18 protein-coding genes and 4 tRNA genes are annotated in these 18,685 nt (G+C 69.6%); 19 read left to right on the top strand and 3 right to left on the bottom strand.

The features are described 5' to 3' along the window. Nucleotides 1–101 precede the first annotated feature (101 nt). Entirely contained in the window at nt 102–1,361 is a 1,260-nt protein-coding gene (locus tag ACFY1S_RS10830) for an MFS transporter (protein ID WP_364373319.1), read from the top strand. A 25-nt stretch (nt 1,362–1,386) separates the two neighbouring features. Here ACFY1S_RS10830 and ACFY1S_RS10835 read toward each other — a convergent pair whose 3' ends face one another. Next, nucleotides 1,387–2,139 (bottom strand): MerR family transcriptional regulator, encoded by a 753-nt coding sequence (locus tag ACFY1S_RS10835; RefSeq protein WP_387115427.1) that lies wholly within the window; start codon nt 2,137–2,139, stop codon nt 1,387–1,389. Nucleotides 2,140–2,216: 77 nt separating this feature from the next. Here ACFY1S_RS10835 and ACFY1S_RS10840 point away from each other — a divergent pair, with 77 nt between their 5' ends. After that, a complete protein-coding gene (locus ACFY1S_RS10840; RefSeq protein ID WP_387115429.1) occupies nt 2,217–2,744 on the top strand; it encodes a dihydrofolate reductase family protein in 528 nt (175 codons plus the stop codon). Nucleotides 2,745–2,754: 10 nt separating this feature from the next. On the opposite strand, the gene ACFY1S_RS10845 is transcribed toward ACFY1S_RS10840, so the two are convergent. Continuing rightward, a complete protein-coding gene (locus ACFY1S_RS10845) occupies nt 2,755–3,249 on the bottom strand; it encodes a YajQ family cyclic di-GMP-binding protein (protein ID WP_139587980.1) in 495 nt (164 codons plus the stop codon). A 147-nt stretch (nt 3,250–3,396) separates the two neighbouring features. Between ACFY1S_RS10845 and ACFY1S_RS10850 the strand changes: the two genes are divergently transcribed. From ACFY1S_RS10850 to rplL, 16 genes are all read left to right on the top strand, one after another. Beyond that, a tRNA-Tyr gene (locus tag ACFY1S_RS10850) sits at nt 3,397–3,480 on the top strand. Between the two features lie 1,143 nt (nt 3,481–4,623). Next, complete coding sequence (locus tag ACFY1S_RS10855; protein ID WP_387115432.1) at nt 4,624–7,152, top strand: putative bifunctional diguanylate cyclase/phosphodiesterase; 2,529 nt, start codon at nt 4,624–4,626, stop codon at nt 7,150–7,152. A 92-nt stretch (nt 7,153–7,244) separates the two neighbouring features. Continuing rightward, nucleotides 7,245–7,317, top strand: a tRNA-Thr gene (locus ACFY1S_RS10860). Between the two features lie 24 nt (nt 7,318–7,341). Then, nucleotides 7,342–7,414 (top strand) — tRNA-Met (locus ACFY1S_RS10865). 132 nt (nt 7,415–7,546) lie between these two features. Continuing rightward, nucleotides 7,547–7,714, top strand: a complete 168-nt coding sequence (gene rpmG, locus ACFY1S_RS10870; protein WP_007073056.1) for a 50S ribosomal protein L33 — start codon at nt 7,547–7,549, stop codon at nt 7,712–7,714. A 130-nt stretch (nt 7,715–7,844) separates the two neighbouring features. Beyond that, nucleotides 7,845–8,291 (top strand): MaoC family dehydratase N-terminal domain-containing protein, encoded by a 447-nt coding sequence (locus tag ACFY1S_RS10875; protein WP_387115436.1) that lies wholly within the window; start codon nt 7,845–7,847, stop codon nt 8,289–8,291. A gap of 1 nt (nt 8,292) precedes the next feature. Further along, nucleotides 8,293–8,685 (top strand): MaoC family dehydratase, encoded by a 393-nt coding sequence (locus tag ACFY1S_RS10880; protein ID WP_387115439.1) that lies wholly within the window; start codon nt 8,293–8,295, stop codon nt 8,683–8,685. A gap of 129 nt (nt 8,686–8,814) precedes the next feature. Continuing rightward, nucleotides 8,815–8,887 (top strand) — tRNA-Trp (locus ACFY1S_RS10885). 213 nt (nt 8,888–9,100) lie between these two features. Continuing rightward, the gene (gene secE / locus ACFY1S_RS10890; protein WP_139582414.1) at nt 9,101–9,493 is read left to right on the top strand and encodes a preprotein translocase subunit SecE; all 393 of its coding nucleotides are present in this window, start codon (nt 9,101–9,103) and stop codon (nt 9,491–9,493) included. Between the two features lie 40 nt (nt 9,494–9,533). After that, nucleotides 9,534–10,256, top strand: coding sequence for a transcription termination/antitermination protein NusG (gene nusG, locus ACFY1S_RS10895; RefSeq protein ID WP_139582412.1), 723 nt, complete (start codon nt 9,534–9,536; stop codon nt 10,254–10,256). Nucleotides 10,257–10,445: 189 nt separating this feature from the next. Next, a complete protein-coding gene (gene rplK / locus ACFY1S_RS10900) occupies nt 10,446–10,877 on the top strand; it encodes a 50S ribosomal protein L11 (protein WP_053653970.1) in 432 nt (143 codons plus the stop codon). A gap of 77 nt (nt 10,878–10,954) precedes the next feature. Then, nucleotides 10,955–11,671 carry a 50S ribosomal protein L1 gene (rplA, locus tag ACFY1S_RS10905; RefSeq protein ID WP_139582408.1) on the top strand — a complete coding sequence of 239 codons (717 nt, stop codon included), beginning with the start codon at nt 10,955–10,957 and terminating at the stop codon, nt 11,669–11,671. An 82-nt stretch (nt 11,672–11,753) separates the two neighbouring features. Beyond that, entirely contained in the window at nt 11,754–12,563 is an 810-nt protein-coding gene (locus tag ACFY1S_RS10910) for an ATP-binding cassette domain-containing protein (RefSeq protein ID WP_387115444.1), read from the top strand. Beyond that, nucleotides 12,560–13,249, top strand: coding sequence for a hypothetical protein (locus ACFY1S_RS10915; RefSeq protein WP_387115447.1), 690 nt, complete (start codon nt 12,560–12,562; stop codon nt 13,247–13,249). Before ACFY1S_RS10910 ends, ACFY1S_RS10915 begins: the two co-directional genes overlap by 4 nt. Before the next feature lie 343 nt (nt 13,250–13,592). Continuing rightward, nucleotides 13,593–14,138, top strand: coding sequence for a 50S ribosomal protein L10 (gene rplJ, locus ACFY1S_RS10920; protein WP_074314622.1), 546 nt, complete (start codon nt 13,593–13,595; stop codon nt 14,136–14,138). 54 nt (nt 14,139–14,192) lie between these two features. Next, on the top strand, nt 14,193–14,576 hold the full coding sequence (gene rplL, locus ACFY1S_RS10925; RefSeq protein WP_151488762.1) for a 50S ribosomal protein L7/L12: 384 nt from the start codon (nt 14,193–14,195) through the stop codon (nt 14,574–14,576). On the opposite strand, the gene ACFY1S_RS10930 is transcribed toward rplL, so the two are convergent. Continuing rightward, nucleotides 14,569–14,709 carry a hypothetical protein gene (locus ACFY1S_RS10930; RefSeq protein WP_377602489.1) on the bottom strand — a complete coding sequence of 47 codons (141 nt, stop codon included), beginning with the start codon at nt 14,707–14,709 and terminating at the stop codon, nt 14,569–14,571. The genes rplL and ACFY1S_RS10930 overlap by 8 nt on opposite strands. 439 nt (nt 14,710–15,148) lie before the next feature. Between ACFY1S_RS10930 and ACFY1S_RS10935 the strand changes: the two genes are divergently transcribed. Then, nucleotides 15,149–18,580 carry a DNA-directed RNA polymerase subunit beta gene (locus tag ACFY1S_RS10935; protein ID WP_139582402.1) on the top strand — a complete coding sequence of 1,144 codons (3,432 nt, stop codon included), beginning with the start codon at nt 15,149–15,151 and terminating at the stop codon, nt 18,578–18,580. The last annotated feature ends 105 nt before the right edge of the window (nt 18,581–18,685 follow it).

An 18,685-nucleotide genomic window follows, 5' to 3' on the forward strand; every position in this document is an offset into this window, starting at 1 on the left:
CGGGCGGAGTGCTGTGTCGCACGCGATATCCGGTTCCTGCCGCTGACCCTCGGCGTTAGGGTCGTAACGGCTCTTGCTCATTACATCCTCGGAGGTTCACGGTGGCCGCGCTGCGTCAGTACCTGGGCGTCTGGCAGATCCCCGGTGCCCCGATGCTGCTGCTCACCGGCATCATCGGACGACTCGGGATCGGCATGACACCGCTGGCGCTGCTGCTGGTTGTCGAGCAGGTGACCGGGCGGTACGCGCTCGCCGCCGTCGCGGGCGGCATCTACGCCATTGCCGGCGCCGCGCTCAGCCCGATCGCCGGGCGGATCGCCGACCGGGTCGGCCCGAGCCCTGTCCTCCTGGTCACCGCCGTGGCCCACCCGCTGGCGCTCATCGGGCTGCTGCTGGCCAGCCGCTCCGGCGACGACGCCCTCGCGGCCATCTACCTGGCGTCGGGTGTCGCCGGTGCCACCTTCCCGCCGCTCACCGCCGCCATCCGGGGCGCCTGGAACGAGCTGACCAGCCCCGCCTCCGGCCGGTACGCCCTGCGCAACACGGCGCTCGCCGCGGAGACCTCACTGTTCGAGATCGTGTTCGTCCTCGGCCCGCTGCTCGTGGCGGGTTTCGTGCTGGTGGCCGACGCGGCGGCGGCCCTGATCGGCGCGGCGGTGGTCACCCTCGTCGGGACGAGCGCGGTCGCGCTCGGCCAGGTGATGCGCGGCTGGCGTCCCCACCCGCGCGAACACCACGCCCGAGGGCTCGGCCCGCTGCGCGTCGCCGGATTCCCCGCCCTGCTGGTCTGCGTGGCCGGCCTGGGCATCGCGTTCGGCGCCGCCGGGGTGACCGTCCCGGCGTACGCGAGCGGCCACACCACGGGCGACCCGGAGAGCCTGGCCGGAATCCTGCTCGCGGTCTGGGGCGTCGGCAGTGCCATCGGCGGGTTCTGGTTCGGCGTCCGCAAGCCGGCACCGAACATGACCCGGCAGTTCGCCCTGCTGCTCGCCGCCGTCGCCGGCACCTTCGTCATCTTCGCGGTGATGCCCACCCCGCTGGCGCTCGGCGTCGCGCTGGTCGTCGGGGGCGCCGCCATCGCTCCCGCGCTGACCCTGGAGAACACCCTGGTCGGCCGGATCGCCCCCACGGGCATGCTGAACGAGGCGTACACCTGGGTTGTCACCATCGCCGTCGCGTCCAGCGCCGCCGGCGGCGCGGTGGCCGGCCTCATCGTCGACAACGCCGGCGGTGTGCCGTGGGCGTTCCTGTTCGCCGGCGTGGCCGTGGCCGTCGCGGCCGGGGTCGCCGCCCTGCCCGCCGGGCCCATCGCCCGCGCGGAAACCTCGGCGGTACGCGCCGAGCAGCCCGTCCCCGTCTGACCGCCCGCGTCGGCCCCGGGGCGGGCTACTTGTCCGGGAACGGCAGCGGGCAGCACGCGTTGCCGGCGCAGGCGACCAGGTCGTCGCATCCGGCGGAGATCGCCGCCCGCAGGGTGTCGCGGACGGCCGTCAGGTCGACCAAGCGGCGTTCCACCTCGGCCAGCTTCGCCGTGGCCCGCGCCGGCAGACCACCCCGACGTGGCCCCGCGTCGAGCAGGTCGGCGACCTCGTGCAGGGTGAAGCCGAGGCGCTGCGCCGTCTTGATGACCCGCAGCCGGGTGACCGACTCCACCGGGTACAACCGGTGCCCGCCGAGCGAGCGCCGGGGCGCGCTGAGCAGGCCACGACGCTCGTAGTAGCGCAATGTCTGCGGATTCACCCCAGCCTCGGCGGCCAGCCGACCGCTGCGCAACCAGGACCCGTCGGGTGCCGGCGTACCGCGCGCCCGCATCCGGGCCGCCAGGGCGTCGAGGATGCCGACCTGCGCGGCCGGCACCCGCACCTCCATGGTCACCGCGTCGGGTCCGTCCCGGCTGATCTCGAAGGTGAAGAAGGAACAGCATGCCGACTCCCGGGCGCTCAGATCCCGCGCGGCACGCTCCACCGCCTCCGAGCCGGCCAGGTGCAGCCGCAGATGCCCCGCGGACGGCCGGTCGAACCACCTGACGGACGTGGCGAAGAACCTGTCGAACTCGGCGACGCGGACGGGTTGCTCCGCCGTGGGGAGGCGGCACGACTCGGGAACCCACCCGTCGTCCACTGCTCGTGCGTCGGTCACCCTCCGACGGTAAGCCCGTACCCGGGTACCGGTTGCAAGCCCTGGCGCGATGCCCCCGGTGGCCACAGACTGACCCCATGGCGAAGCTGCTCTACTCGGCGACCGCGTCGCTCGACGGCTACATCGCAGGCCCCGGCGGGGACATGTCCTGGCTGACCGAACACCTCACGATCGACAACCCGACCGCCGACCGCGTCCTGGCCAACGTCGGCGCGATCCTCGCCGGCAACCGGACCTTCGGCGGCGACGACCCCAACCGGGGCACCGACAGTGAAGGCGCCTTCGGCGGCCGGTACCACGGCCCGGTGGTCGTCCTGACCCACCAACCGCCGGCCCGACCGCCCGCCGACGTCACCTTCGCCGGCGACCTGCACGCCGCCGTCGAACAGGCCAAGCAGGCCGCCGGCGACAAGTACGTGAACGTGCTCGGCGCGGACGTCGCCAAGCAGTGCCTCCGGGCCGGCCTGCTCGACGAGATCCTCATCTTCTTCGCGCCGGTGCTGCTCGGCGACGGGGTGCGCATCTTCGACGACCCGGGCGGCGAGCAGGTGCGGCTCGCGCCGATCCCCGGCGAGACCGCGCACTGGTACCGGGTCGTGGCCTGACTGCCGGTCGCTACCGGTAGTTGGTGAACTGGAGGGCGACGCCGAAGTCCTCACCCTTGAGCAGGGCGATGACCGCCTGGAGGTCGTCCCGCTTCTTGCCTGTGACGCGCAGCTGGTCGCCCTGGATCTGCGCCTGGACACCCTTGGGGCCCTCGTCGCGGATCTTCTTGCTGATCGCCTTGGCCTTGTCCGTCTCGATGCCCTGGATCACCTTGCAGTCAATCTTGAACACCTTGCCGGACGGACGCGCCTCGCCCGCGTCCAACGACTTCAACGAGATGTTCCGCTTGACCAACTTCTCCTTGAACACGTCAAGCGCGGCGCGCACCCGCTCCTCGGTCTCCGCCTGAAGGCCGATCGCCTCCTCACCCGACCAGGAGATCTCCGCGCCCGTGCCACGGAAGTCGAACCGCGTCGAGAGCTCCTTCTCCGCCTGACGGAGGGCGTTGTCGACCTCCTGGCGGTCAACCTTGCTCACGATGTCGAACGACGGGTTCGCTGCCATGCTGATACTCCTGCTGTCCGGCGGTCTGGGCCTGCTGCCGGCCGCCGACCAGCGGCACGACCCCCTGACCGTACCCGGTTGCACCGGCACCGGGGGGAGCCGCTATCCTTGCTTCCGCCGCCGCGTTACGACGCGGTGGGGTGCCCTGGCGGGTTGCCCGAGCGGCCAATGGGAGCGGACTGTAAATCCGTCGCGAAAGCTACAGAGGTTCGAATCCTCTACCCGCCACCAGGTGCAGATGCGGCCCCTGACCAGCAGAGATGCTGATCGGGGGCCGTTGGCGTTTCGTCTGGCCGAATTCGGCTGAGTCCAGCGGTTGACGACTGGTTGTGGACAGGTCGACCTGGCCGCTCAGGCTCCTCTGATTCAACCCCGGTCTCTGTCGGCGCCATTGTCGCCGACCAGCCGGCGAGCTTCGGGCTTGGTGCTGGTCTGCTTGTGCACTTCGTGGGCGGCATCGACGTACTCGTAGGCGCTCTCGACGTTGATGAGTTCGCCGGCCAGGGGAGTCCCGGCGTAGGTGATGAACCGGGAGACCCAGGACGTGAGTTCGCGGGGTGTGATCGTCTTGGCGAGCAGTCGTCACGCCATGATGCGGAGGACTTCCTCTTCGGCCTTCCGGCTCTCTTCCCCGTAGTAGGTCAGGGAGAACTCCGCGAAGGCAGCACGCGGACGAGGTTGACGGCGGCGGCCACCTCGTCGTTAGGTGTCGGAAATCTTCGCCCCGAGGTACGGGTGCGCGTCCCGGCTGCCGTGCAGGTCATGGGCCTGAGGGCTGTCACGACGGGGTACAACTGTCGCCGTACCCATCGATGGGTATTGGCCTCGTCGGATGGTTCTGATACAACGGTGGTTGCCCTTCGTGCGGCTTCTCCGACGGTCGAATGGGCGGCCGAGGGTGTTTCGGCTCTTTGGCGAGGAAGGTCGGAGTGATCACCTGACGAACCGCCCGCGGGGCGCGAGGGATGGGCGGGCATCACCACACCAGGCAACACGGCCTGACGGATCGGTCGGACTTGTCGTCGTCCAGGGGGAGCCGGCACGCGGAGGCTTTGTTGGCCTCTTCGCGTGTGGCACCATCATGGAACCTCCACCCCCCGCCGTGCCTCTTGTGACAGGAGCCCCACAGATGCCCACTCAGAAGTTGGGTCGGCTGCTTGGTTCGACCCTGATGCTGCTCTCCCTGTTCGTTGGTGTCGGAGCTATCACCGGGGTCCCAGACAGCGGCACCGTTCGCACTCTCGAGTTCGAGTGGAACTGACGTATCCCTTGGTTCCTGTTAGCTGACCGTCATCGTCTCTGCGGTGTCGGCGGTGTCGGCGGCAGCCGTCCGTCGGCACCGCAGGTGACTTTTCGTGACGGCGAGGGAGCAGGATGAGCAGCCGCGCGGTAGGTTCCGGACGCCGTACGGACCTGGCCTGGTTCATCACCGGGCCGCTCGCGTTCATCGCGGTGTTCGGTTGTCTGTTGATCGCTCTGGTGGACCCTGAGCCCTACGGCAACTGGGGTCCGGCGGGGCTGCTGCTCGTCGCGCTCGTCGCCGCTCATCTGCCGGTGCTGAGCTTCGTCGTACGGCGGCAGACGCTCTCGGCGACGGTCACCGAGATCCCGCTCGTCCTGGCGCTCTACTACCTGCCGCCGCTGACAGTCGTCCTGGTGGCCACCCTGGCCGCCCTGATCACGCAGGTGCGGCGGCGGCTGGGTGTCGCCAAGTTCGCGTTCAACGTCGCGCGGTCCGCCGCCGCCACCTCGCTCGGCGGTCTGGTGCTGTTGGCGCTTCCGCCGGTGCGGGGCGTCGGGCCGGGCACCTGGGGCATTCTCTTCGCGGCGGTCAGCACGATCACGCTTGTGACGCTTGCCGCGGTCGTCGCGGTGATCACCCTTGTCCAGGGCTCCCAGGCGGGCCTGGAGGTCGTCCGCACCTCGACCGTGCCGCTGCTGGCCGCCGGCGTCAACGCCACCGTCGGTTTGATCATCGTGATCGCGGTGAGCACGACCCGTTGGTCGCTGCTCCTGCTGGCCGCGCTCGCCGTGACGGTGGCCGTTGTCTACCGCGCGTACGCCCAGTTCCTGCGCCAGCACCGCACGCTCGCCGACATCTACGACCTGACCCGCGCGATGAGTCAGAGCGGGCAGGACGGCACGTTGCCGGACGCCCTGCTCGGCCGGGTGCGCGCGCTGATGCAGGCCGAGTACGCGACTCTGTGGCTGCCGGCCCAGGGTCGACACCCCGAGGTGTTGCTCACCGCCCGGGTCGACGGCCGAGGGCTGCTCGACTTCTCCGAGATCCCGGCGGCGCTGCGCGAGTCCGTCGTGGCCCAGCGGAAGCCGGTCGCCCTGGGTGTCCGCTTCGGTGAGGACCGGGAACGCTCCGCGCTGTTGCGGGCGGCGGGTGCCAAGGACGCGATAGTGGTGCCGCTCTGGTCGGGGCAGGCGGTGATCGGGACGCTGGAGGTGGTCAACCGGCTCAGCGACGTCGGCCATTTCGCCCCGGCCGACATTCCCGTCTTCGAGACCGTGGCCGCCCATGCCGGCGTGGCGCTGGAGAATTCCCGACTGGTCGACCGGCTGCGACACGACGCGTACCACGACGCCCTGACCAAGCTGCCCAACCGGCGGCGGATCACCGCCGCGCTCGAGGAGTCGGTCAAGATCCGTACCGAGGGTGAAGTGGTGGCTCTGCTGCTCTTCGACGTCGACGGCTTGCGCCAGGTAAACGAGTCCCTCGGCCACGCGGCGGGGGACAAGGTCCTCGTCGAGGTCGCCAACCGGCTGCGGGCCAGCGCGCCCTCGTCGGCTCTGGTGGGCCGGGCCAGCGGCGACGAGTTCCTGGTGACGCTGCGGTTGGAGAGCGCCGACGCCGCGCTGGAGCTGGCCGGTCAGTTGCGTGACCAGATCCGCGACGAGATGGTCTTCGACGCCCTCACCCTCGATGTGAACACCGCAGTCGGGGTGGCCGTACACCCGGATCATGGCAGCGACGCGGCGACCCTTCTGCTCCGGGTGGACCTGGCGGCCACGGCGGCCAAGTCGGTGCCGGGCAGCGTGCAGTTGTTCAACCCGGGCCTGGAGTCGCGGTCGCTGCGCCGGTTGGGTCTCGCCGGCGACCTGCGCCAGGCGTTGGACCAGGACGAGCTGGAGGTCTACTTCCAGCCCAAGGTGACGTTGCGGGACCGCCGGCTGGTCGGGGTGGAGTGCCTGGCCCGCTGGGAGCACCCGACGCACGGCACTGTCGCTCCGGAGGACTTCGTCGCGGTGGCCGAGCACACCGGCCAGCTGAGCAGGCTCACCGAGGTGGTGCTCCGCGAGGGGTTGCGACGCAGCCGCGACTGGGCCGATGCCAACCAACCGCTGCCCATCGCGGTCAACCTCGCCGCCCGCTCGCTCACCGACCAGCACTTCCCGGACCGGGTGCAGGAGTTGCTCACCGAGTACGGGGTGCCGGCGCAGCGCCTCACCCTGGAGATCACCGAGTCGGGGGTACTGGACGGCACGGACCGGCCCATCCCGACCCTGCAACGGTTGCGCGATCTCGGCGTACGGCTGTCGGTGGACGACTTCGGCACCGGGGATTCGTCCCTGGCTCACCTGCGTCGGCTGCCGGTGCACGAGGTGAAGGTGGACCGTTCGTTCGTGCAGGGCATGGCGACCGACCCGGGGGACCTGGCGATCGTCAACGCGGTGGTGACGCTCTCCCAGCAGTTCGGTCTGGCCGTGGTCGCCGAGGGCGTGGAGAGCGAGCTGACCCTGGAGCTTCTTCAGGACATCGGCTGCGAGATCGGGCAGGGATTCCTGTTCAGCAGGCCGCTGCCGTACGAGCGGCTGGCCGCCTGGTTCGGCGCGCAGGTGGACCCGGAGGCAACGTCCGTGGGGGAGCTTCCGCGCCTGCGTGTGGTGCCCTGACCTGGGCGTGAACGGTCGCCGGGGATCCGATTTCACCTGCTGACCGGTGCCGTGTATTCTACTTCTGCGCGCCCCCAGGGGAGTTCGCGCAGGCCCCCTTAGCTCAGTCGGCAGAGCGTCTCCATGGTAAGGAGAAGGTCTACGGTTCGATTCCGTAAGGGGGCTCGAGGGTTCAGCTGGACCCACCGCGGCGGTGTAGCTCAGATGGCAGAGCAAGCGGCTCATAATCGCTGTGTCGCCGGTTCAAGTCCGGCCACCGCTACTCTCGTCTTCCGGGCTCGTTCCCGGTCGTCGTTGAGATGGGCGCCACTGGCGCCCACTTTGCATGTCCGCGCAGTCAGCAACTAGGCTGGCGCGTCGTAGTTGTTTCCGTTAGCGAGGAAGGCACTCCGCCGTGGCGAAGGCTACCGATGTCCGGCCGAAGATCACTTTGGCGTGTGTGGAGTGCAAGGAGCGCAACTACATCACGCGCAAGAACCGGCGTAACGACCCCGACCGCATCGAGCTGAAGAAGTTCTGCCCGCGTGACGGTCGGCACACGGTCCACCGCGAGACCCGCTGATCGCTGGCCGGCCTCGCGCCGGCCGTCGTTCTGAAAGCTTTTCCAATCGCCGATCTGACCGGTACGGCGCGGCAAATGCCGCTGTCGACCGAGCAGATCGGCGATTGTGCTTTCCGTGTAGGTTCGCGACATGCCTCTGGACCCTTCCTTCGTCGGCCGGACGTATCCGCCGACCGCCCCCTACCAGGTGGGCCGAGAAAAGATCCGTGAGTTCGCCACCGCCATCGGTGCCGGCGACCCGGCCCACCACGACCCGGAGGCGGCCCGGGCGCTCGGCCACCCGGACGTGGTCGCCCCGCCGACCTTCCCGGTGGTGCTCACGATGGCCGCGAGCCGGCAGATCATCGAGGATCCGGCGCTGGGCGTGGACTACAGCCGCCTGGTGCACGGCGACCAGCGTTTCGCGTACACCCGGCCGGTGGTGGCAGGTGACGAGCTGGTGTGCGTCAACACGATCGAGGACGTCACCACCCGGGGCGGGCACGGCTTCCTGACCACCCGCACCGACGTGAGCACCGTCGGCGGGGAGCCGGTCGTGGCCGTCTGGGCCAAGTACGTCGTACGCGGGGAGGCCTGAGATGGAGCTGGCAGCCAAGACGTTCCGGGTGACCCGCGCGGACCTGGTCCAGTACGCGGGCGCTTCGGGTGACTTCAACCCGATCCACTGGAGCGACCGGGTCGCCACCAAGGTGGGCCTGCCCGGGGTGATCGCCCACGGCATGTTCACCATGGCCCTGGTCGGCCGGGCGGTCACCGAGTGGGCCGGATCGCCCGACGCGGTGGTCGAGTACGGCGTCCGGTTCACCCGGCCCGTGGTGGTCCCCGACGACGAGCAGGGCACCGAGATCGAGGTCTCCGCTGTGGTCCGTGAGGTGACCGAGGAGGGCCTCACCCGGCTGGACGTGACAGCCACCTGTCTGGGCGAGAAGGTGCTGTCGCAGGCCCGCGCGACCATCCGGACGGCACGCTGAACAACCCCCGCCACGCGTGGCGGGGAGACCGGTTGGGAAAGTCGGGCGGCTACCCGTACACTGGTCCGCCGTGGGGCAAGTGACCCCTGCTCGGTCGTCTGTGGCCGCGTGGGGCGAGTGTTGCCGCACAGGGGTGTAGCTCAATTGGCAGAGCAGCGGTCTCCAAAACCGCAGGCTGCAGGTTCAAGTCCTGTCACCCCTGCGCCTCAGGCCTGACCGTTCCCGTGGGTCGCGCCGCCGACAAGGCGGCGTCCGGCCCGTGGTGGTGGCATCGGCGGGGTGGTTCCGAGGCATTCGGGCCCTCCGGTTGATCCACCGGCCGCGGCCCGTCGCGGGACGGTTGGGCCCGGCCGGCGTGACCAGCGCCGCGTACGCCACCCGGCGTGCGACCCCAGATTCCGCGACGGAGGGCGAAGTGGCCGACAACAAGCGGCGCGGCGAGGACGCCGGCGACGATCGTCTGGACGACGAGGTCGTCGACGAGGTAGCCGACGACGACGCCTCCAGCGCGGACGAGCCGGTCTCCCGGGGTGGCACCGCGACGCGGTCGCGTGCCCGCGCGGAGTCTGCGGACAGCCGGCCGACCACCCGGTCGGAGACCGGTCGGGTGGGCGTCTTCGGCCGTGTCGCCCGGTTTTTCCGCGAGGTCGTGGCCGAACTGCGTAAGGTCATCTGGCCGACCCGCAAGGAGTTGCTGACTTACACCGCCGTGGTGGTGACGTTCGTGGCGGTGATGCTGACGATCGTCGGTGTGCTGGACTACGGCTTCGCCAAGGTCGTGCTGTTTGTCTTCGGCAACTCGAGCTGACCGGCTGGCCTCCAGCCGATAGTGACGGAAGTGAGCGAGCGTGCCTGAGTACGACGAGACCGCCGGACCGGTGGACGAGCAGTCCACCGTCGCGACGGCGGCTGGTGACGAGTCGGTCGAGGCCGCCAGCGAGCCGGAGTTCCCAACGACCGAGCCCGAGCCCGACGAGGAGTACGACCCCGTCGCCGAGCTGAGGCAGAAGCTGCGCTACGCGCCGGGCGACTGGTACGTGGTGCACTCGTACGCCGGCTACGAGAACAAGGTCAAGACCAACCTCGAGACCCGGATCACGAGCCTCGACATGGAGGACTTCATCTACCAGGTCGAGGTGCCGACCCGGGAAGAGGTCGAGGTCAAGAACGGTAAGCGTTCGCAGATCCAGGCCAAGGTCTTCCCCGGTTACATCCTGGTCCGGATGGAGCTGACCGCCGAGTCGTACTCCTGCGTCCGCAACACCCCGGGCGTGACCGGCTTCGTCGGCGCGACCGACCGGGCCGACCGGCCCGCGCCGCTCTCGCTCGACGAGGTGCTGAAGTGGCTGGCGCCGGCCGTCGAGACCGAGCAGAAGAAGGCGAAGCCGGAGATCAAGGTCCTCGACTTCGAGGTGGGTGACTCGGTCACCGTCACCGACGGCGCGTTCGCGTCGCTGCCGGCCACGATCAGCGAGATCAACGCCGACCAGCAGAAGCTCAAGGTGCTGGTGTCGATCTTCGGCCGGGAGACCCCGGTGGAGCTCAACTTCAACCAGGTCGCCAAGATCTGACCGGTCGTCGGCGGCGGGCCCGGCCCGCCGTCGACGTCGGCGTACGCCCTCCCCGCTCGACCTCGGCGGACGAGCGGGCTGCGGCCTGCGCTACTCTTGAACGTCGCCGCTGTCGCACCGCGCTGACCGTGCGCGCCTGCCAGGGCGGTGTCAGCCGCATTTTCCCAGCTCCAAGCCCCAGGAAGTGACATGCCTCCGAAGAAGAAGCTCGTCAAGACGTTCACGCTTCAGCTGCCGGCGGGCCAGGCCACGCCGGCGCCGCCGGTCGGCCCCGCGCTCGGCCAGCACGGCGTGAACATCATGGAGTTCTGCAAGTCCTACAACGCGCAGACCGAGTCCCAGCGGGGCGACATCGTCCCCGCCGAGATCAGCGTGTACGAGGACCGGTCCTTCACCTTCGTGCTGAAGACCCCGCCCGCCGCCCGGCTGCTGATCAAGGCCGCCGGTGTGCAGAAGGGTTCCGGCGTTCCGCAGAGCGAGAAGGTCGGCTCGGTCAGCCGCGCCCAGCTGCGTGAGATCGCCGAGAAGAAGATGGCCGACCTCAACGCCAACGACCTGGACCAGGCCGAGAAGATCATCGCCGGCACCGCCCGGTCGATGGGCATCACCGTCAACGACTGACGTCGGCCCCGCCGAAGACCCGATCGTGGGAGGGCTCGCGCCGAGCGGCCCGCCAGAGACCACAGGAGTAATCAGCAATGCAGCGCAGCAAGAGCTACCGCAAGGCCGCCGACGTCATCGACCGGTCGAAGCTCTACACCCCCGCCGAGGCCGTGAAGCTGGCCAAGGAGACCACCAACGTCAAGTTCGACGCCACGGTCGAGGTCGCCATGCGCCTCGGCGTCGACCCCCGCAAGGCGGACCAGATGGTCCGCGGCACGGTCAACCTGCCGCACGGCACCGGTAAGACCGCCCGCGTGATCGTCTTCGCCGGCGGCGCGAAGGCCGAGGAGGCTGTCGCGGCGGGTGCTGACGAGGTGGGCACCGACGAGCTTGTCGCCCGTATCCAGGGCGGTTGGCTCGACTTCGACGCGGCGATCGCCACGCCGGACCAGATGGCCAAGATCGGCCGGATCGCGCGGATCCTGGGCCCGCGCGGTCTCATGCCGAACCCGAAGACCGGCACGGTGACCATGGACGTCACCAAGGCGGTGCAGGACATCAAGGGCGGCAAGATCACCTTCCGGGTGGACAAGCACTCCAACCTGCACCTGATCATCGGCAAGGCCTCCTTCTCGGAGAGCCAGCTGGTGGACAACTACGCGGCGGTGCTCGACGAGGTGCTGCGGGCCAAGCCGTCCGCGGCGAAGGGCAAGTACCTCCGCAAGGTCATCCTGACCACCACGATGGGCCCGGGCGTCCCGGTCGACCCGAACGTGGTGAAGAACCTCCAGGAGGACTCGGCCGAGGCCTGAGCCCGACCAGTTCGCTCCGCCGGGGCGCCGCCACGACCGTGGCGGCGCCCCGGCGCGTTCGTGTTGTGGCAGGCTCGACCGCATGCGGCTGGAGAACGTCTGGTTGCGGTACCACAGGCGGGGGCCGTGGGTGCTGCACGGAGTGGACGTGCGGATCGGTCCGGGTGAGGTGGCGGTCGTCCTGGGCCGCAACGGGGTGGGCAAGTCGACGCTGCTCCAGGTGGCCGCCGGGGTGCTCCGACCGAGTCGGGGTCGGGTCACGGACCGCCCGGCCAGGGTCGGCTGGGTGCCGGAACGGTTCCCCGCCGACCAGCCGTTCACCGTGGCCCGGTACCTGACCGGGATGGCGCGGGTGGCCGGCCTGGGCCGCGCCGCCGCCGACGACGCGGTGACCACCTGGACGGACCGGCTCGGCCTGGCCCGGTTCCGCGCGGTTCGCCTGCCGGAGCTGTCCAAGGGCACCGCGCAGAAGGTGGGCCTCGCCCAGGCGATGCTGCGCCCGCCGGGCCTGCTGGTGCTCGACGAGCCGTGGGAGGGGCTGGACGCCGCGACCCGTGAGCTGGTCCCCGAGCTGATCGACGAGGTGCTCGCCGCCGACGGCGCGGTCCTGGTCAGTGACCATCGCGGGGAGACGATCCGGCTGCCCGGGGCGCGCCGCTGGACGGTGGCCGACGGCGAGCTGACCGAGGAGACGCCGTCGGCGGACGAGACCGTCGCCGTGGTCGAGGTCGCGGTGCCGTCCGCGCGGGTCGCCAGCACCGTCGCCCGCCTGCGGGCCGAGGGCCACCAGATTCTTCGGGTACGCCCCGACGCCTCGACCGACGCACCCCAGCACCAGCCGTCAGCCCCGCCGGCCGCACTGGCCCCGCCGACAGTGGGGGAGGCCCGATGACCGCCCTGGTCCGGCTGCGGCTGGCCGGCTTCCTGCGTACCGGCCGGGCGCTGGCGCCGCTGCTTGCCGGTCTCGTCGCACTCGGCACGCTGTACGGGGGCGGCCGGGCCCAGCCGGCGGAGGCGTACGGGGTCTCCGCGGTGGTGCTCTTTCCGGTGCTCGCCTGGCAGGCCAAGATCTTGTTGGACGTCGAGCCGGACGTGCAGCGCCGGCTCGCCCAGGTGACCGTCGGGGTGGCCCGGGAGCGGGCGGCGGGTCTGCTCGCCGCCGGGGTGGCGGCACTGCTGACGGTTGCCGTCGCACTGGTCTTCCCGTGGCTGGTGGGCGGGGTCACCGGCCCTGTCGACCCGGGGGACCGGTCGGTGCCGGCCGGGCTCGCGCTGGGGCTGTGGGCGCACCTGCTTGTCGTACCGGCAGCTGTTGCTCTTGGGGCGTTGGCCAGCCGGGCGTCGGTGGGTGGCGCCGGGTACGGCGTCGCCGTGCTGGCGCTCGGCGGTGTCGGCGCGGTGGTGCTGGGCCTGAACGGCTCGGTGGCCCCCTGGCTGGCTCCGCCGATCATGGCCACGGCCCGGACGGCTGCTGGTGACGCCGCCGCGCTCACCCTGCTGGGCCTGAGCGTGTGGGCGCTGGCCTGGAGCGCCGCGGTGGTCGGCGGCTACCTGTGGCGGCGGCGGGTCCGGGGCTGACCGCCGGCGGCGCTGGTGGTCGGGCTCACCGGGGGCGATTTGGCGCTTGTGACGCGGGCGCGTACTCTTCAACAGTCATCCGTGTTCGTTACGGATGAGGAACCACCCAGAGACCGCTGGTCACCGTGCTCCGGCACGGTCGAAGGTCCCGCGACAGACGGGCGACCCGCGTAGGGCGGCAAGCGTAACTCGGCAGTGAGCATGGTCCGCCGACCGTGTCGATCCGCCGGCCCTCGCCCCGTGCGCCCTGCGCCGGGGCTTTCTCGTTGTCGCGCTGCCTCCGCCCCCGCTCCCGGTTCCGGCCGTGACGGGGACCAGCCTCGATGAACGAGAGAGGAGGGACATGGCGGACAAGCCGATCCGAGCCGACAAGGCCACGGCCGTCGCTGAGCTGACCGAGAGCTTCCGCAACGCGGGCGCCACCGTGCTGACCGAGTACCGCGGTCTGACGGTTTCCCAGCTCACCCAGCTCCGGCGCTCGCTCGGCGCCGAGACCAGCTACACGGTCGCGAAGAACACGCTGGCGAAGCGTGCTGCGACGGACGCGGGCATCAACGGCCTCGACGAGCTGTTCACCGGTCCTACCGCGCTGACTTTCGTTTCGGGCGACGTCGTCGAGGCGGCGAAGGGCCTTCGCGACTTCGCGAAGGCCAACCCGAAGCTCGTCATCAAGGGCGGTGTCTTCGAGGGCAAGGCCATTTCCGCGGCCGAGGTCACGAAGCTCGCCGACCTGGAGTCCCGCGAGGTGCTGCTGGCCAAGCTGGCCGGCGCGATGAAGGGCAACCTGAGCAAGGCCGCGGCCCTGTTCCAGGCCCCGCTGTCGAAGACCGCCCGTCTGGCGGCTGCACTGCAGGACAAGCGCGAGAAGGAGAGCGCCGAGGCGGCCTGAAGCCGTCCCGACGCACCAAGTCTTACTTAACAGATTCAGGAAAGGACGCCAGACATGGCGAAGCTCAGCACCGACGAGCTGCTCGACGCGTTCAAGGAGATGACGCTGATCGAGCTCTCCGAGTTCGTGAAGCAGTTCGAGGACACCTTCGAGGTCACCGCCGCGGCTCCGGTCGCCGTTGCCGCCGCTGGTGGCGCCCCGGCCGCCGCCGAGGCCGAGCCGGAGAAGGACGAGTTCGACGTCATCCTCGAGGCTGACGGCGGCAAGAAGATCCAGGTCATCAAGGTCGTGCGTGAGCTGACCGGCCTGGGCCTCAAGGAGGCCAAGGACGCGGTCGAGTCCGCGCCGAAGGCCATCCTGGAGAAGGTCAACAAGGAGACCGCCGACAAGGCGAAGGCCAAGCTCGAGGGCGAGGGCGCCAAGGTCACCCTCAAGTGACCTGACGTTCCACAGGCGCGTGCCCCGGCTCGGTGAGCCGCGACACGATCGCGTCGCGGCGGGCGGTGATCCGACACGGATCGCCGCCCGCCGTGTTGGTGGATCCGGCGTCCACCCGTTCTGAGCTGGGCATCCGTCCATGGCGTGCCGGCCTGAACGGGGACTGCGGGTCCACCTCCGGTGGGAAAGAACGGACGACCCGGATACCGGCCCTTGACGCGGCCCCGGGCTGCCAGGCACGCTGACACCAGCAAGACACCGCGCTTGCGACGGCCACAACGTGGGTAATGACAGCGGCGGCACCAACGGCCGCGGCAACCCGCGCGGCCCAGTGGGGACGTTGCGTTCTGAGCGGCCCGGCAGACCCCGGTTGACGGGGGCCGAGGCGCGTTCCGCAGACGACCTGCGGGGTGGGCTGGACAGCGGTTAGCCTCTCGGCTACACTGCTAGTTTGCGCTGCCTTCCGACTTGACCCCTGCTCGGAAATGTCCGTTTACGGATATTTCTGGTGGGGTCATTGGAGTGCACGCGTACCAGCCGTTCTGCAGCACCGGTCCTCGGAAGGACGCATCTTGGCAGCTTCCCGCCCTGCGAAGACCAGTCGTACGTCGAGCGCATTCGCTCCCCGCCGAGTTTCATTCGGCAGGATCACCGAACACCTCGAGGTCCCCAACCTCCTTGCCATCCAGAACGAGTCCTTCGACTGGCTCGTCGGCAACGAGGCTTGGCAGGGCCGGTCGGCGGACGACCCGCACGCACGCTCGGGTCTCGCGGAGATCCTTGAAGAGATCAGTCCCATTGAGGACTTCTCCGGCACCATGTCACTCTCCTTCTCGGCGCCGCGCTTCGACGAGGTCAAGGCCTCGATCGAGGAGTGCAAGGAGAAGGACCTGACCTACTGCGCTCCGCTCTTCGTGACCGCGGAGTTCACCAACAACACCACTGGCGAGATCAAGAGCCAGACGGTGTTCATGGGTGACTTCCCGATGATGACGCCCAAGGGCACCTTCGTCATCAACGGCACCGAGCGCGTCGTGGTCAGCCAGCTCGTCCGGTCCCCGGGCGTGTACTTCGACAAGCAGCCGGACAAGACCTCCGACCGCGACCTCTCCAGCGTCAAGGTCATCCCGAGTCGGGGTGCCTGGCTGGAGTTCGACATCGACAAGCGCGACACGGTCGGCGTACGCATCGACCGCAAGCGCCGGCAGGCCGTCACGGTCCTGCTCAAGGCCATCGGATGGTCGGCCGAGCGGATCCGCGAGCGGTTCGGCTGGTCCGAGCTGATGATGACCACGCTCGAGAAGGACCACATCGCCGGCCAGGATGAGGCCCTGCTAGACATCTACCGCAAGCTGCGCCCTGGCGAGCCGCCGACGCGCGAGAACGCCCAGACCCTGCTCGACAACCTCTTCTTCAACCCGAAGAGGTACGACGTCGCCAAGGTCGGGCGCTACAAGTTCAACAAGAAGCTCGAAGTGGACGTGCCGATCACCACCGGCACGCTCACCGAGGACGACATCGTCGCCACCGTGGAGTACCTGTGCCGGCTGCACGCCGGTGAGGAGGGCTACGAGGCCGACGACATCGACCACTTCGGCAACCGGCGCCTGCGCACCGTGGGTGAGCTGATCCAGAACCAGGTTCGGGTCGGCCTCTCCCGCATGGAGCGGGTCGTCCGCGAGCGGATGACCACGCAGGACGTCGAGGCGATCACGCCGCAGACCCTGATCAACATCCGCCCGGTGGTGGCGGCGATCAAGGAGTTCTTCGGTACGTCGCAGCTGTCCCAGTTCATGGACCAGACCAACCCGCTGGCGGGCCTGACCCACCGGCGTCGGCTGAGCGCGCTCGGCCCGGGTGGTCTGTCCCGCGAGCGGGCCGGCTTCGAGGTCCGCGACGTGCACCCGTCCCACTACGGCCGGATGTGCCCGATCGAGACGCCGGAAGGCCCGAACATCGGCCTGATCGGCGCGCTGTCCACCTTCGCCCGGGTCAACCCGTTCGGCTTCATCGAGACGCCGTACCGGAAGGTCGTCGAGGGTCGGGTCACCGACCAGATCGACTACCTGACCGCGGACGAGGAGGACCGGTTCGTCAAGGCCCAGGCCAACGCGCCGTTGAAGGCTGACGGCACGTTCGCCGAGGACCGGGTCCTGTGTCGTCGTAAGGGCGGTGAGACCGAGGACGTCGTCCCCGGTGCCGTCGACTACATGGACGTCTCGCCGCGGCAGATGACCTCGGTCGCGACCGCCATGATCCCGTTCCTCGAGCACGACGACGCCAACCGGGCACTGATGGGCGCGAACATGCAGCGCCAGGCGGTGCCGCTGGTCAAGGCCGAGGCGCCGCTTGTGGGTACGGGCATGGAGTACCGGGCCGCGGTCGACGCGGGCGACGTGGTTGTCGCCGAGGTCGGCGGTGTGATCGAGGATCTCTGCGCCGACTACGTCACCATCCACCAGGACGACGGCCACCGCCGGACGTACCTGCTGCACAAGTTCCGCCGCTCCAACGCCGGCTCCTGCGTCAACCAGAAGCCTGTGGTCTTCGAGGGCGACCGCGTCGAGGCCGGTCAGGTCATCGCCGACGGGCCGTGCACCGACGAGGGCGAGATGGCACTCGGGCGCAACCTGCTCGTGGCCTTCATGACCTGGGAGGGGCACAACTACGAGGACGCGATCATCCTGTCGCAGCGCCTCGTGCAGCAGGACGTGCTCACCTCGATCCACATCGAGGAGCACGAGGTCGACGCCCGGGACACCAAGCTCGGCCCGGAGGAGATCACCCGCGACATCCCGAACGTCAGCGAGGAAATGCTCGCTGACCTCGACGAGCGCGGCATCATCCGGATCGGCGCCGAGGTCGTCCCCGGCGACATCCTGGTCGGCAAGGTCACGCCGAAGGGCGAGACCGAGCTGACCCCGGAGGAGCGGCTGCTTCGCGCGATCTTCGGTGAGAAGGCGCGTGAGGTCCGGGACACCTCGCTGAAGGTGCCGCACGGCGAGACCGGCACGGTCATCGGTGTGCGGACGTTCTCCCGCGAGGACGGCGACGAGCTGCCGCCGGGCGTCAACGAGCTGGTCCGGGTCTACGTCGCCCAGAAGCGCAAGATCCAGGACGGCGACAAGCTCGCCGGCCGACACGGCAACAAGGGTGTCATCTCGAAGATCCTGCCGATCGAGGACATGCCGTTCCTGGAGGACGGCACCCCGGTCGACATCGTGCTCAACCCGCTGGGTGTGCCGAGCCGGATGAACATCGGCCAGGTGTTGGAGACCCACCTCGGTTGGGTCGCCAAGACCGGTTGGAAGGTCGAAGGCGACGACACCGACTGGAAGCGGCAGCTGCGCTCGATCGACGCGCACGAGTCCGAGGGGGACACGAACGTGGCCACCCCGGTCTTCGACGGCGCACGGGAGGCCGAGATCTCCGGCCTGCTGTCGTCGACGCTGCCCAACCGTGACGGCAAGCAGCTGATCGGTTCCAGCGGCAAGGCGCAGCTGTTCGACGGTCGTTCCGGTGAGCCTCTGCCGGACCCGATCGCGGTCGGCTACATCTACATCCTGAAGCTGAACCACCTGGTCGACGACAAGATCCACGCTCGGTCGACAGGCCCGTACTCGATGATCACGCAGCAGCCGCTGGGTGGTAAGGCGCAGTTCGGCGGTCAGCGTTTCGGTGAGATGGAGTGCTGGGCGATGCAGGCGTACGGCGCCGCGTACGCCCTGCAGGAGCTGCTCACGATCAAGTCCGACGACGTGCTCGGCCGGGTGAAGGTCTACGAGGCCATCGTCAAGGGCGAGAACATCCCGGAGCCGGGCATCCCGGAGTCGTTCAAGGTGCTGCTCAAGGAGCTGCAGTCGCTGTGCCTCAACGTTGAGGTGCTCTCCAGCGACGGTGTGGCCCTGGAGATGCGCGAGACCGACGACGAGGTGTTCCGGGCCGCTGAGGAGCTGGGCATCGACCTGTCCCGGCGCGAGCCGAGCTCGGTCGAAGAGGTCTGAGGTGAGCGGTCGGGGGGGGGGGGGGGGGGGCCCCCCCCCCCCCCCCCCCCCACCCCACCACCCCCCCCCCCCCCCCACCAAGGGAGGCCGCCGACCAAAGAGACA

Origin of the sequence: Micromonospora sp. NPDC000663, from assembly GCF_042898105.1 — a bacterium.
Lineage (GTDB): Bacteria > Actinomycetota > Actinomycetes > Mycobacteriales > Micromonosporaceae > Micromonospora.